This is a genomic window from Neoaquamicrobium sediminum (assembly GCF_040970315.1).
Classification (GTDB): domain Bacteria; phylum Pseudomonadota; class Alphaproteobacteria; order Rhizobiales; family Rhizobiaceae; genus Aerobium; species Aerobium sediminum.
On sequence record NZ_JAZHFV010000008.1, the window covers coordinates 30,027 to 43,634 of the forward strand.

14 protein-coding genes and 1 pseudogene are annotated in these 13,608 nt (G+C 61.6%); 9 read left to right on the forward strand and 6 right to left on the reverse strand.

What is annotated here, in order from left to right; all coding sequences use genetic code 11:
- Positions 1–2 precede the first annotated feature (2 nt).
- Positions 3–503, reverse strand: coding sequence for an RES family NAD+ phosphorylase (locus V1479_RS21805; protein WP_368804727.1), 501 nt, complete (start codon positions 501–503; stop codon positions 3–5).
- 2 nt (positions 504–505) lie between these two features.
- On the reverse strand, positions 506–856 hold the full coding sequence (locus V1479_RS21810) for an antitoxin Xre/MbcA/ParS toxin-binding domain-containing protein (RefSeq protein ID WP_368804728.1): 351 nt from the start codon (positions 854–856) through the stop codon (positions 506–508).
- A gap of 404 nt (positions 857–1,260) precedes the next feature.
- Between V1479_RS21810 and V1479_RS21815 the strand changes: the two genes are divergently transcribed.
- The 7 genes from V1479_RS21815 to V1479_RS21845 all read left to right on the forward strand — a co-directional run bounded on the left by V1479_RS21815 (position 1,261) and on the right by V1479_RS21845 (position 8,080).
- The gene (locus tag V1479_RS21815) at positions 1,261–2,997 is read left to right on the forward strand and encodes a ParB/RepB/Spo0J family partition protein (RefSeq protein WP_368804729.1); all 1,737 of its coding nucleotides are present in this window, start codon (positions 1,261–1,263) and stop codon (positions 2,995–2,997) included.
- Positions 2,998–3,011: 14 nt separating this feature from the next.
- Positions 3,012–3,542 carry a UCP036055 family protein gene (locus V1479_RS21820; RefSeq protein WP_368804730.1) on the forward strand — a complete coding sequence of 177 codons (531 nt, stop codon included), beginning with the start codon at positions 3,012–3,014 and terminating at the stop codon, positions 3,540–3,542.
- A 630-nt stretch (positions 3,543–4,172) separates the two neighbouring features.
- Positions 4,173–4,760, forward strand: coding sequence for a hypothetical protein (locus tag V1479_RS21825; RefSeq protein WP_368804731.1), 588 nt, complete (start codon positions 4,173–4,175; stop codon positions 4,758–4,760).
- A 105-nt stretch (positions 4,761–4,865) separates the two neighbouring features.
- On the forward strand, positions 4,866–5,120 hold the full coding sequence (locus V1479_RS21830; protein ID WP_368804732.1) for a type II toxin-antitoxin system prevent-host-death family antitoxin: 255 nt from the start codon (positions 4,866–4,868) through the stop codon (positions 5,118–5,120).
- A 509-nt stretch (positions 5,121–5,629) separates the two neighbouring features.
- Positions 5,630–5,815: a hypothetical protein gene (locus tag V1479_RS21835; RefSeq protein ID WP_368804733.1), complete on the forward strand. Its 186-nt coding sequence runs from the start codon at positions 5,630–5,632 to the stop codon at positions 5,813–5,815.
- A gap of 275 nt (positions 5,816–6,090) precedes the next feature.
- On the forward strand, positions 6,091–7,020 hold the full coding sequence (locus V1479_RS21840) for an ArdC family protein (protein WP_368804734.1): 930 nt from the start codon (positions 6,091–6,093) through the stop codon (positions 7,018–7,020).
- A 748-nt stretch (positions 7,021–7,768) separates the two neighbouring features.
- Positions 7,769–8,080: a DUF736 domain-containing protein gene (locus V1479_RS21845; RefSeq protein WP_173194210.1), complete on the forward strand. Its 312-nt coding sequence runs from the start codon at positions 7,769–7,771 to the stop codon at positions 8,078–8,080.
- A gap of 50 nt (positions 8,081–8,130) precedes the next feature.
- Here the strand turns inward: V1479_RS21845 and V1479_RS21850 are convergent.
- From V1479_RS21850 to V1479_RS21865, 4 genes and pseudogenes are all read right to left on the reverse strand, one after another.
- Positions 8,131–8,379: pseudogene (locus V1479_RS21850) on the reverse strand (WGR domain-containing protein); the annotation flags it as partial.
- A 236-nt stretch (positions 8,380–8,615) separates the two neighbouring features.
- Positions 8,616–9,119 (reverse strand): XRE family transcriptional regulator, encoded by a 504-nt coding sequence (locus V1479_RS21855; protein ID WP_368804735.1) that lies wholly within the window; start codon positions 9,117–9,119, stop codon positions 8,616–8,618.
- 176 nt (positions 9,120–9,295) lie between these two features.
- Positions 9,296–9,649, reverse strand: coding sequence for a hypothetical protein (locus V1479_RS21860; RefSeq protein WP_368804736.1), 354 nt, complete (start codon positions 9,647–9,649; stop codon positions 9,296–9,298).
- Positions 9,646–10,347: a ParA family protein gene (locus V1479_RS21865; protein ID WP_368804737.1), complete on the reverse strand. Its 702-nt coding sequence runs from the start codon at positions 10,345–10,347 to the stop codon at positions 9,646–9,648. The genes V1479_RS21860 and V1479_RS21865 overlap by 4 nt, the downstream gene beginning before the upstream one ends.
- 270 nt (positions 10,348–10,617) lie before the next feature.
- Between V1479_RS21865 and V1479_RS21870 the strand changes: the two genes are divergently transcribed.
- Positions 10,618–11,013 (forward strand): plasmid mobilization protein, encoded by a 396-nt coding sequence (locus tag V1479_RS21870; RefSeq protein ID WP_368804738.1) that lies wholly within the window; start codon positions 10,618–10,620, stop codon positions 11,011–11,013.
- A 227-nt stretch (positions 11,014–11,240) separates the two neighbouring features.
- Positions 11,241–13,433 carry a relaxase/mobilization nuclease domain-containing protein gene (locus V1479_RS21875; protein ID WP_438620804.1) on the forward strand — a complete coding sequence of 731 codons (2,193 nt, stop codon included), beginning with the start codon at positions 11,241–11,243 and terminating at the stop codon, positions 13,431–13,433.
- Positions 13,434–13,608: the final 175 nt, after the last annotated feature.

Genomic DNA, 13,608 nt, shown 5'->3' on the forward strand with positions numbered 1-13,608 from the left:
CATTACGACAACCGGTCCTCGTCGTCGATCAATTCGAGCCGCGACGGAGCTTTCGTGCCCCACCGCCAGAGCACCAGGTTCATGTCGTCCGGCCCGCTTCCCTTAGCGAAGCTGCGCACCCGAAGCCCGCTAAAGCCTTTTGCGATCAGCTCGCGAGCGAAGCGCTGCGTGCGCGCCTCTCCCGTTGTTCGCATCTGGTCGCGCCAGGCCGGATCGGCCAGAGCGGTCTCTTCGAAACCTGCAGCTTCAAGGGCCGCGAGGTCGGATGCGTCGAAGACCGTCTCGATTTCGGCACGGTAGCAAACGAGGGTGGTCGGCTGCAGATCGCCGACCTGATTGGCCTCCCGCAGGGCGGTCAGCACCGATGTCGACAGATACAGCGCCGGCACGCCCTTGGGATTGAACCGGCCGCCATAGAGCTCCGCCCCGCGTCCAGACATCGGCTCGCGCGCAAAGACCGGATTGAGCGCCCGGTAGAGTTTGCCCGAAAAGGTCGAGGCCACGATCAGGCGTAAACGCCGGCATCGACCGCGTCGATGAAATCGATCACCTCTCCCGCCCGCCCGTCACGCACCAGTTGCATGGCCGTCTGCCCTGAAAATCCCGGCAGCGGTTCTGAGCGATACCAGGCATAGGCCATCAGCGCAGAACCGAAGCGCGGCTCGACTTTGTTGATGATCTCCACCATCTCGCGCAGGCGGCGCTGAGTCTTGTCGGAACGCACCCGGTCCTTTCGCTGAACGGCATCCTTGCCCAGTCCCACGGTCCGGGCGATTTCGTCGCTCGTCGTGCGAAAAGCCTTGGCGATCTTGCTCGGCGCGAACAGGCCCTGATCCGAATATGCCGCGAGGCCCATGATGTTATTTCCATTTCTTGCCAGAGATTATGACGCAATATAGCGTCAATATTAGTGGCATTCAAGGGACATCCGGTGCACCCCGCGCGACAAGGCTGACGTCCGGGCGCGGCCGTCACGGGGCCGCGCGAATACTCCGAAGGAAAATGTGAGAAGGTGAAGGAAGGAAAGACCGCTCGCAGAGCGGTCTGACCGGTGGCGCATTCGCTCAACCGCCGCCTGCGCCATCACGGCCCGTCGTTCTTCGCAGGGCTGGTTAGCCCCGCTTGTCCGGCCGGGCAGGGATGCTCGGCCGCAGTTGCCCCGGCCCGCCCTCTCCGCGGTTCAAGGGGATGTCTTCGAGAAGAAGACGAGAAAGGGAGCCGGCGGCATGCCGGGCCCACAATCGTGAACAGGAGCTTCCCATGCATATCATCAAGATCGATCCGCGCGCGCTGAAGGACAATCCCGACGATGCCCGCAAGTCCAAATCCACACCGCAGGGCGATGCGCTGCTGGCCGCGACAATCAAGGCCGTCGGCATCATCCAGCCGCCCGTCGTGTCCCCCGAAGCCGATGGCGGCAACGGCTTCATCATCCAGGCTGGCCATCGCCGGGCGAGGGGTGCGATTGCCGCAGAGCTCAAGGAAATTGAGGTCATCGTGACGGACGCGGCCGCCGATGGCGGCGCGATGCGCTCCATGGTCGAGAACATCGCCCGCGAACCGCTCAACCCGGTCGATCAGTGGCGGGCCATCGAGCGGCTGGTCGCGCTCGGCTGGACCGAGGACGGTATCGCCGCGGCGCTGTCCCTATCGGTCCGCCAGATCAAGAAGCTCCGGCTTCTCGCCAATGTGCTTCGCGCCATGCTGGACCAGATGGCCAAGGGCGACATGCCGGACGAGCGGCAGCTGAGGACCATCGCCGCCGCCTCGATCGCCGATCAAAAGGAGGTCTGGAAAGCCCACAAGCCAAAGAAGAACGAAACCACCTCGTGGTGGTCAGTCGCCAATGGCCTCTCAAAAACCCGCATGTATGCTCGCGACGCCAGCTTCGACGACGACCTGGCGCAAGCCTACGGGATCTCCTGGGTCGAAGATCTCTTCGCGCCCGCGGATGAGGACAGCCGCTATACGACCGATGTCGAGGCTTTCCTTGGCGCTCAGCAGGAGTGGATGACCAACAATCTTCCGAAGAACGGCCTGATCACCGAGTCCAACAACTGGGGTCAGCCGGAATTGCCGAAAAAGGCCGAGCGCGTCTACGGCAAGCCGAAGAAGTCCGACCATACGGCGCTGTATCTCGACCGTGAGGGCAAGGTGCAGTCGGTCGTCTACCGGATGCCCGAACCGAAGCCGGCGGAAGACAAGGGTGGCGAGGGTGGTGTCGTCGCGCCGGCGCAGCGCCCGGACGTCACCCAGAAGGGCCAGGACATGATCGGCGATTTCCGCACTGACGCGCTACATGAAGCGCTTTCCCATGCGCCGATCGAGGACGACACGCTGATGGCGCTGCTCGTTGTCGCCTTCGCCGGTCAGAACGTCCGCGTCGACACCGGATCAGGCAATTCGAGTTCGTTCCGGAGCCAGATCGCATCCCATGCCGCGGCCCTGGTCGATGAGACAGGTAATCTCGCCTTCGACACGGAAACACTCAGGGCTGCCGTGCGCTCGGTGTTGATCGAGGTGCTGTCGTGCCGCCGCAACATGTCGAACAGCGGCATCGTCTCGCGGATCGCCGGCGCCGTCGTCGGGGCCGACAGCTTCCTGCCCAATATGGGAACGGAGGACTTCCTTCTGTGCCTGTCCCGGCAGGCGCTCGAGGCCGCATGCGCGGATACCTCGGTTCTGCCGCGCAACAAGGTTCGCGAGACCCGCGCAGCACTTGTCGAGCATTTCCAGGAGAAACGCTTCGTGCACGGGTCCGCGCTGTTCGCGCCTGACGCCAACGAACTGGCCGACTGGAAGGCCCACAATGAGTTCACCGAGGACGAGTGCGCCGAGGATGCCGACGGTTCCGTCGACGAAGCGGAGGAGAGTGACATCGACCCGGATCCGTCTCCGAAGGTTTCCGAGAAGCCGCCGAATAGAGGGTCTTTTCCCTTCCGAATGCACATCACGCCGCCGGCATCGTCCGGCGGCGTTTTCGTTTTCACTCAATAAAGGAGGAGGACACCATGTCCGCCAAGCTCATCTTCGACCATGCGCCGATCGGCGCGATCATCGCCTATTCCGACGGCACGCCGCGGCCACCGGAGCGCCATCGCAGAAAGCTCGCCGACTGGAATACCCGCAACGGGGCCGGCCGGCTGATTTGCAAGCGCGCCGCCGTCGAACGTGGTGCCCACACGATTCCGGCATCCTTCACCCTGCATGAGGGCGACTACGGGTCCAACGGCACAATCGTCATGCGGGTCCACAAGACTTTCGACGTGAACTCACCGCGGGACTTTACCGTGCGCGAGCAGCCGGTACCCGGGTCGGTCGTCGTGATGAGCCGGCCTGGTGATCTTGGGGAGCTGGTCCATCTCGCCGCAAACCGCATCGCCGCCGAAGACTGGCTCACCAGGCACGGCTATCCCGAAGCCGAGCTCCGGGAAGTCACGGCGCTGGGCCCCGATGTCGGGAGAGCAGCGTGCGTGCCCAAGGGAAACCGACCTGCTCTCTCGGATGAAAGCAGCGCTCAGCCAGACGAGGGCGCATCTTGATCGGATCGAACGTCCGATATCGGCGAGGGCGGAACGCATGACCACGACAGCCAAGGCGAAGGCCCGAAGACATCTCCGCGGGTGATCGCGCTGGACACGATCGTATGGAGCCATGTTCAGGGCCTGCGCCGACCAGTGGAGCGTCGAGCGGCGAGGAGAAATCGAGGCCCTCAACCGAAAGCTCTTACGACAGTAGTGGTCAATTCTCGTCGTAGGGCAAAGGCCATTACCAACGGGATGACCGCCAAAGCGGATGTGCATGCCGCATTGTGACGGCAGGAGCGTGTGCGGCGGGCCACGGTCGTTTCCTTCACAATGGGCGCCAATGAAATGCCACCCCTGACGGCCTCCCTTCGGTTCTGGTCGCGGTCGTAAACCGGCGGCCGGAGCCTTCAAGGCCGCTGACGCGCCGCGGTGCGGCCGCACGCACCATCCTCACCAAACCGGCCCCGCGGGCTGCGCGAGGGCTTGATAAGCCCTGCTCGCCCGCAGGACAGCTTCGTTCGTCCCGGTCCGTACGGACCCTGAAGCCCCCGTCTTTCCGCCAGTTTCTTTTTGCCCGCGCCCGAAGGGAGGGCCGGCAGGGGCCGGCTCAAGCCTTCGGTCAAATCGTGAAGGAAAGGACCTCACATGACCAGCAACGCTCGTCCCTCCCGTCAATCCGGCAAGATCGTCCAGCTCCGGAAGGGCGCGTCCCTCGAAATGGTCCGGCTCGCCTGCCCCGACAGCGCCCAGGCCTCCCTCATCTCCGAAAGTTTCGGCCTGCCGGTCATCGATAGCGAAGGTATCTGCGATCTCCACCGCAAGATCATCGTCGACACGGCCGAATCTCTGAACGAAGGCCTTGGCGACCGGGCCATGCAAATCCATCTCCAGCGCATCGTCGGCTCCTATGTCGGTTCCGCCCACGGCGCTGGACAATTTTATTCCCGGGCAGTCTCTGAAGCGCGAGACGCAACCGCGAAGTCGGCCAACGATACACGCGACGAGGACCTTGACGGTCCTGCCGGGTTCGACAGCAATGCCCAACGCAAACGTGAATTCGCCGCCGACATGGGCATTCAGGCCCATGCGCTCCGCTGCGCAGCCGAAGGTGTGGTCACCGCTTACGAAGAAATCGTCGGGGAAGCCTGGAAGCCTTTTGAACGGCAGGTAGAAACCTCCGGCCAATCCGTCGACCGCAAGGCGGCCGAATTGCAGATGGCGGCGCTTGGCTGAGCCGCTCGGCGGAGCTTCGGCTCCGCCTCCGCTCGTCGCGGCGGAAACCCGAATTGAGAACACAACGTAAATTACCTACTTTACGTAAAATGATGAAGGCTTGCGATGAAACGGTTCACGTTCTCCGACATGAACCGCTCCTCAGGCGAAATCCTCGAGGCTGCGATGCTCGAACCGGTCGTGCTCACCAAGCATGGCAAGGAGAAGCTCGTTATTGTCTCCGCCCGCGACTATCACCGCATGCGCGGCGAGCCGAGCCCGGCGAAGTCATATTCCCGGCATGAAGCCCCTAACGATGTCCATGTGGAGCTGATCTCCGGCATCGATGCCATTCTCGGTCCTGACAAGAACGATGTTTGAACAGGGCGGCGACGTCGAATTTCATAATCTCTGACATCGCGAGGCGGAGAAGGGTGAGGAATCCGGCCGGAAACCTCGCCCGGTCTGCATCGTCATCAAGACGCCCGGCAATCCCGATGTCGTCTTTTTTGCACTTACCTCTTCAAGCCTCTTGAAGGCCAACTCGCGCTGAATACACCTGAAATCAAGTGCCGGCACATTGGCCTAGCGTCTCCCGCACCGTCATTTGCCTGTGAGCACCGGTCCGGAGTGACGCCCTGAATGTCCAGCCTCGACCCAGCCGCTTAGACCGGACATGACCGGTACTTCATCTCGGACGCAACCCATTCCCCCTCTTGGAGATATGGCATTCCTGGTGCGGCGCGGACTTCCACGATCAACCCCTAAAGGGTCCGCTCGCAAGCGGCGGCCGCTTGGCTGTGGCCTGCGCGGTGATCGCGTCCGCTAAGCCGCACACCGACGGAGCCATCAAGAGCGGGATTGGCCCGCTCCAACGATGGAGCCCTCACATGCACCACGATCTTTCCCTCGCCCAGAAACACGCCTGGAACCTCGCCCGCATCCTCATGACCCCGATCGTACTCTTCAAGTCCGACGAAGAATACGGCGTCCTTCCCGCCGACGAAGTCCACGATGCTGAGATCGTCGTCCTCTTCGAATACGACCCCTACACCGGCGGTCGCTCGGTCCACTGACCTAATATTTCTCTCACCCCCTGGCGGCGGCGCCCTGCGCCGCCTTTCCGCTGCGCGTCTGCCCCGGTCGTGGTCCGTCCCGAGAAGGGTCCGGGCGGAGCCGGCCGCAGCAGCAACGGCTTCGCCGTCCTCCTCTGCGTTTCGGCCCTTCGCCACCCCGCTGCTTTGCGCGCACGGGGCCCCGGCTCGGGTGCCGCACCTGCCTTCAGCCCCGCCGTGATCGGACCTCGTGACGGACCGCGATCGGCGTGGTCCTGAAATCAGGAGGCCTGAAAATGAAAAGGAAAGAGAAGAGCCCGCGCGCCGACATCTACGAGCGGATCACCGAGACGATCGTCGCGGATCTGGAAAAAGGCGTCCGCCCCTGGATGAAACCCTGGAGCGCGGGTGGACTCGAAGGCCGGATCACGCGACCGCTTCGGCATACCGGGGAGGCCTATACCGGCATCAACGTGCTGCTGCTCTGGTCGGAAAGCCTGAACCGTGGTTTCGAGGCGCCCCTTTGGATGACCTACCGGCAGGCCGGACAAATCGGTGCGCAAGTCCGCCAAGGCGAAACCGGCGCAACCGTAGTCTATGCCAGCCGGTTCACTAAAACCGAGACTGACGCTCGCGGCGACGAGGTCGAGCGGGATATCCCGTATTTCAAGACCTACACCGTTTTCAATTGCGATCAGATCGACGGTCTTCCCGAACACTACTACCATCGTCCCGACAAGATTATCGACCCGGTCTCGCGGATCGAGCATGCCGACCGTTTCTTCAAACACACCCGCGCGGTGATCCGTCATGGAGGCTCAAAGGCTTTCTTCGCCCCCGCAAGCGACCACATCCAGATGCCACCTTTCGAGAGCTTCCGGGACGCGGAATCCTACGTGGCTGTCCTTTGCCACGAGGCAACCCACTGGACGGCGCCAGAACACTGCGTAGGACGCGATCTTTCGCGCTACCATAAGGATCGCACCGAACGCGCCCGCGAAGAACTCATTGCTGAGCTCGGGAGCTGCTTCCTGTGCGCCGATCTCGGCATCGTGCCGGAGCTCGAGCCGAGGCCGGATCACGCGAGCTACCTTCATTCTTGGTTGCGGGTGCTCAAGGATGACAAGCGAGCGATCTTTCAGGCAGCCGCTCATGCCCAACGAGCGGTGGCATATCTTCACAGCCTGCAGCCGGCGCAAGCCCTCGAAGAGGGGAAGGGGGCATGACGCTCCCTTTCCTGAATGCAAGAGCAGGGGGCGAATCGCCCTCTGCCACGCGCTATCGCTTGTCGCTGTAGTTCAGTGTGACGCTTGATCCACGTCCCTGAATCTGGCGAATGCCCGTCACCATTGATCGAGACGAGGGCCTGGAGCAACAGGGCATCTGCGGCACCTGCCTGCCCACCTGACGCGGTGCCAACGCAGAACCGCCGCGACAGCCGCTCCGTTGTCAGTGAAACGCCGCATTCCGGCTGATGCGTGCCAAGTTCGCGCCAGTCTCGCGTCTTCAGGCTGGAAATAGTCAGATGGCCGCCCATGAGTGTGGGAGTTCCCGGTCCAGCTGTTAAGCTGCCTTGGACGCTGCCGAGAACGGTCTACCGATTGTCTGCCGGTCACGGGTGGCAGTGGGCATGCTTGCCACGTTCTGGCCTATTCCTTTTTCTGTCGTCTCTCACGGTGCGCGCCCAATGCGTCCTCGATTTGGCATGTCTGACCGGCAACCGGCTTCGCCTCGCTCGGCTTGCCGCAACGGCGGACCGGGCCTTTCTTCCCCCTGCCGGCTGCGCCGCCACTCCTCGCGAAACAAGAAAGCCCCGTTCCGCCGTCCTCCATTTCATTGCGGTCCCTGCGAGCCCACCCCGTTGCGCAATCGCAACGTGGACCCCGGGGGATGCGCGCCGTTCGTTCCCGGCCTCTTCGACAACCATCGAGGCCGCGATGGGCGCGGCCCGAAACATCGGAAAGGAATAGGACAATGGCCAATATCGGCACTTTCACTTCCACCAAGAACGGCTTCACCGGTCAGATCAAGACCCTCGCTCTTAACGTCAAGGCGCGCTTTGAACGTATCGAGAACCCTTCCGAGAACGGCCCGCACTTCCGAATCTTCTCGGGCAATGTGGAGCTCGGGGCGGCTTGGCAGAAACATTCAGAACAAAGTGGTCGTGACTACCTCTCGGTGAAGTTGGATGACCCGAGTTTCCCCGGTCCGATCTACGCGACCCTGGTTGAGGTGGAGGGAGCTGAAGGACCCTCCTTAATCTGGTCCCGACCCAACCGGGACTGATCCGACCGAAAGCGGCCTCGCCCCCCGGGCGAGGCCGCATCAGCGTGCCGTAAGGCGGACGGTGGTCGATAGCCACGCGACCTTTTTGAGCGAAGGAGAGAAAGGAACAGATCGACGGCCTCGTCTTCACGCTCGAAGCTTTGCTGGATCATGCGGCCGGACGTTCCAATGCGGCCCCAACGGCGCACAAGACAGGGCTGTCCGAAAAGTGTCTGTTCGATCGAAAGCGCGTAGAAGCGAGCCATATTCCGGCCCGCTTCTCGGCGTTCTACATAGACACGATAGGACTGCGCGATCATCCACGAAAGAATCGCCCGACGTCGAGTCCGTGTCCAATGACAGGTTTGAATCGAACGGTGTGTTTCGATTCATCAGATTGATGGATCGCGAGGTGGCTATGGGGGAAGCCAGCCGCAAATGACGGGGATGATCGAGGCGATGCAAGCCGCCTTGATCCTTCATTTCCGACGGAGACTTAGGTGACGATTCGCCTCGCACCTCACGTCGGTTCCTCCGGCAAGGCTCCTGCGTCCGATCACTCCGGACGCTTTGCGTCCGCCGGTCGGTTCGAGTCTTCCGACCGGTTGTCAGACGACAGTTGCTCGATGATCATCAAGAGATGTTGCGCGGTCGACGATGGGAGATCGAGCATTCGCCTGATCAGCTTCATCTTGACCTCGGCCTCTTCAGCGCTCTCGCCGAACATATGGGGTGCCGCCGCATACACCGCTTCCACCGGAGAGAAGTTGAGCAGTTCGGCGAGGTGAAGTAGCCGCGTCACCCTAAGCTTGGCGCCAGCCCGCTCATGTCGGGCGTAGATCTCATGATGCAGACCGACCATCATGCCGACCTGCTCACGATTGAGATTCAGCCCATCGCGACGCTCCCGTAGGAAGCGACTGAGCTCCTCCTCCATTTCCAACAGGCTGCGAATCCCGTTGAAGCCCGGTCTGCGCCAGATCGGCTTGTCTACCTCGGAATCGCTTGTTTCGACGAGGCCGCGCTTGTCGATGTATGTCTTTATGTCCTTGATCGCCATAGACTGGCTCGCTCGAACCCGCTCACTGCTGAACCCCGTCAAAAAGAGCCGCGAGATTCCACGAAATTACCCCAGACCCGAAAAATCAGATCCAAAACCACAGTGATTCTAGCAGAAATCCAGATGCGACTTCAACTTGTCACGTGCTGGAAGCCCCCGCGCGACACACCTTTCTCTCAAAATCCATTCGCGTCCAGATACTGCTGAATAGCCTTCTCCATGAGGGCCTGCATCGACGTCTCCAGGTTGAAGGATGCCAGCTTCAGCCGGCGCTTCGTGTCACGGTCCAGATTGACGTTCACGAAGTGGCGTGCACCCTTCATGCGAGCCCTTTTCATTTGTCGTAACGCCTTGCTCGCCCCACTCGACGTCACCGCTTGCACTTCGACTGCTTCCGTTGCCCGTTCCGACATCACTTCCATAGGAACCGGGCGTTCGACCTGCTCCGGCCCCGACAGCGTCGGGGTTGAGCGTGGCTTTCGAGGGGCGATGGCAAATTCCTCGAGCGACAGATTTTCCTTACCGCTCACGCCGCACGCTCCGACTTCGACGCGCCTTCGAGATGTGCGTCAACTTCTTCGACCAGCGCGCGGATCTCCCGCCGCGCCTTGGCGATCGCCTCTGTCACTTCCAGCATCTGCAATGTGCCGATGCCGTTATGAATATCCTTGTACACGTTGCGCTCAAACACTTCAGTGCGAAACAAATAGGTTCCGACCTTGTCCTCGATGATCGGCCGGATCTTGCGGTAGAGTTCGGTGTGGCGAACGGTTACGGTGATCCGCGTTCGCAACACGCCATGCCTGCATTCGCTGCCGATAACGTTGTTGATACGCCGAACGCTTTCAAAACTATCGATGGCGCCTAGCACCTCACGCTTCGACGGCTGGATTGGCGAGATCACCAGATCCGACGAAGCAATCACCGGGTCGACGATCGATGTGTCCTCGCCAGGCGTGTCGATCAGCACGTGATCGAACTTTGGGCCGTGTTCGTCCATCCAGCGCTCGAACCCTCGTGCCGTCTTGTGACTATAGACGTGGATGCCCTCGGGCTGCGCATCCTTCTCCTGACAGTCGGTCCACCACCGCATCAGGTTGTTGCGGGCGTCCATGTCGATCATGGCAACGTGTCCTCCGCGCAGTGCGTACTCACCGGCGATGTTCATCAGCGCGGTCGTTTTGCCAGCACCTCCCTTCCCGTTGATGGCGGCGATCACGACGGTCATCGGTAGCTCCATGGAATGTGTTTCTACTCGCACAGGAATCCATGTCGGTGTGCTCGTGGATTCACATCGCACTAGAAATACTCGAAGGATGGAAAAACACAATCATATTAACATTGAAAAATGGACAAACTATCCAGAAGGAGAAAAATCAATGCTATATGAGTTGGCAGGATACGGAAAAATGTGATACATTTTCCTGACGATCGAGGAACAAGCCCTCGATCCGCGGCCTGCGGCCGCGATCACCACGATCAAAGGCCAGGCGTAGCGATGGCTCGCGTCCTCTCCGCAAAGTCGAACAGAAAGGACCGGGTGGTTCACATCCGTTTCTCGCGGGCCGAGTTCGACGCCCTCGAGATGGCCGCGAGGTCTGCAGACATGACTGTTTCGGCCTTCGTCCGGTCACTTGGCATGGAGGGCGCCGGTGTGCGGCCCTTCCTCGCAGAAGGAGATCGGGCCGTGCTCGGCCTACTCGCCGACGGCATCCGTGTGATCGGCGGGAACCTCAATCAAATCGCCCGCGCCATCAACACTGGAAAGGTGCCCGACGAAGGAGACCTGACAGGCAGCATCAAGGATGCCCATGGGGTGACAACAGTGCTCGCTTTCGAGCTCGCGGAATTGACCCGGCGATCGGCAGCGCGTCGACGCAGGGAAGGTGCGTGATGGAGTTCTTTCCAGGCGCTTTTGAGACGGAGTGGGAGCGCCGCCGCGCCATGCATGTGCATGAGATGCAGCTTGGTCGGATCGATAGCTACGACTGGGATGAACCGAAAAGGGGAGGGGTAGCGCGGCCGCTGGACGAGGGTGCACGTGGCGTGGGGCAGCCGCGGCGGCGTGGCGGCGGACAGCCGCGGCAATCGTGCGAGGGCGTAGGCTCGACCGACCGCTCGATGCGGACGCGATTTGCGGCCCTGGCGCGCGGCAGCCAGCCGGCCGTGGTGAAGCTTGCCTCCTATGGCGGCGGAGCCCGCGCCGGCGCGATGATGAGCTACGCGTCGCGGGGCGGGGAGCTTGCCGTCGAGAACGAGCGCGGAGAACGTGTGCTGGGCAAAGGCGCGCTCGCCGAGCAGCGGGCCGAGTGGGAACATCTGCTCGACAATCGCGCGGCAAGCCGGGATCTTGCCGTTTTCCAGGTCGCAATCGATGCGGCATCGCTGCGGCAGGACTTCGACCAGGACGATCAATTGCGCCATATCCTGGTGTCGGGGTTTGGCGACCGACGATTCGTCTATTCGGCGCGCGAACGAAATCCGGGTGAGATCCAGGTGAACGGTGTCGTTGTCTTGCGCAGCGGGCAAGGCGAGCGGCTGACGGGGGACCGAAAAGCTGCGGAGATAGTGCAGCAGCGCCATCACGACAGCGAAGCCGGCAGGGACGTTGACGCACGGTTTCGCTTTCATGGTTACGGCAACGGTGTCGAATGGGGCACCGCGCGGGTTCGGGAACTGGTCGCGTCAGTCGGCGGGGAGGTTCGCGACGAGACCGGCCGGCTGATCGGAGATGCGACGCAGGCTGGCGATCTAGTCCAGAAGGAGTGGCGCAAGGAACTGCACAGTCGAAAGGGCAGGGACGTCATGCACCTGATCGTCTCGGCCCGGGCCGGCACGGATGCGGCCCCCTTCGAAAGCGCCGTGCGCGAGTTTCTCGGCGAGCAGTTCGCGGGGCATCGTTATGTGTTCGCCGTTCACGATCCGTCGCTCGACCCGAAGGAAATTGCCGAAGGTGGCAAGCGCCCTCACATCCACGCCCATGCCATCATTACAATGCGATCGGAGACCGGAGATCGCATTGTCACCAGCCCCAAGCTGTTCCGGGAATGGCGCTCCGTAATGGCGGAGAAGGCGCGGGAACAAGGCCTCGACATGGAGCTGACCGATCGACGGGAACTCGCCAGCGCTCCGGCCTATAGTCGCAATCAGGTCCGCCCGGTCAGCTACCGCGATCGAACCGAACATGTAGGTACGAGCGAAGCCTCACACGCCCGCTATCAGGCAAAGCGCTCCAACGAGATCAACCTCGCCACCACCGACCGCAGCCGTCAGTACGCGGCTCGGGCAGCGGAGGCATGGAACGATCTGGCCAATGCCGAGACGGGCATGTCCGAGGGGACGTTTGCAAGTCTGCAAGCGGCACGCCTGGAAGGTCTGGCTGAGATTAATCAAACAGATCATGTTTTTGAGATAGGAACGGATCAAACTGTCAAAAATCAAGCCAATATGATAGAGATTTATCAACTCTTAAACGGTGAGGATCGACAGATGCGCGAGATGACACGTCCGGAGTTCGAAGCCTACGAAAAGCGGGTGGCAGCGGTCCTTGCGTCGGTCGAGCGGTCGCTCGAGCCTTCTGAGCAGGCGGACTTCGATGAGGTTGCGGCCGCAGCGCGTGAGGTGGTCGAAATCCGGCGCGAATATCTCGAGGTCAGCGAACGGCAATCTGATCGACATCGGGATGAGCAGCCTCAGGATCACAGGCACGAACCACCGGATAGATCCGACACCGACTGGGAAGCGGCGGTGGCTCGACATGGCCGCGTCGCGGTTGAGAGGGCGAATGAGGTCCTGGTCGAGGTCGAGCGCTATCGGGAAGGACTGTCCAGGATCGATGCCGGAGAACTGCCGCGGTCCTATGGCGCCAGCTATCAGGATGGTCTCGCACGTGAAATCAACCGCGCGGCGGAAATGGCCGTCGATGGCGACAACCAATATATGCGCGAGGTCGCCAAGTCGGACCAGGAACTGCAACGAACCATCGAGGCGATCGAACTTGCGCGGCGTGAAGCCAATCGAAATGTCGACCACGAACACCATTTCGCCGGTCAGACGTCCGTGGTGGGCGACGACAAGGATTCAGACGGATCGCCCTTGGGAGCTATCGAGGCAGCTCAGGTCCGTGAGGCGGATTTGGACGTTCTTCGCGCGTCTGAAGAGCGCGACGGACACGGACAGCAAGAGGCCCCCACGAGGTCCGCGGCCGAACCCGTCCGACCCGATCCGCCTCAGCAGCATGTGCCGCGACTGCGCCAGATCGAACACGAGATTGAACAGCGTCACGAGCGCGATCGCGACGATCGTGAACGGTAGGAGGCGGGTATGAAGGATGAACGGCCTCACACGCAGCTTCTGCCGCCGAACGGCCCGGAAGATCGCCTTCAAGAGCTGGTCAGGGCGAAGGCGATGATCTGGGCTAACTGGCTCACGTGGCGCATTATTAAACGGACGCTACTCGCAAAAGTCGCATAAGCTGAATTATGGAACT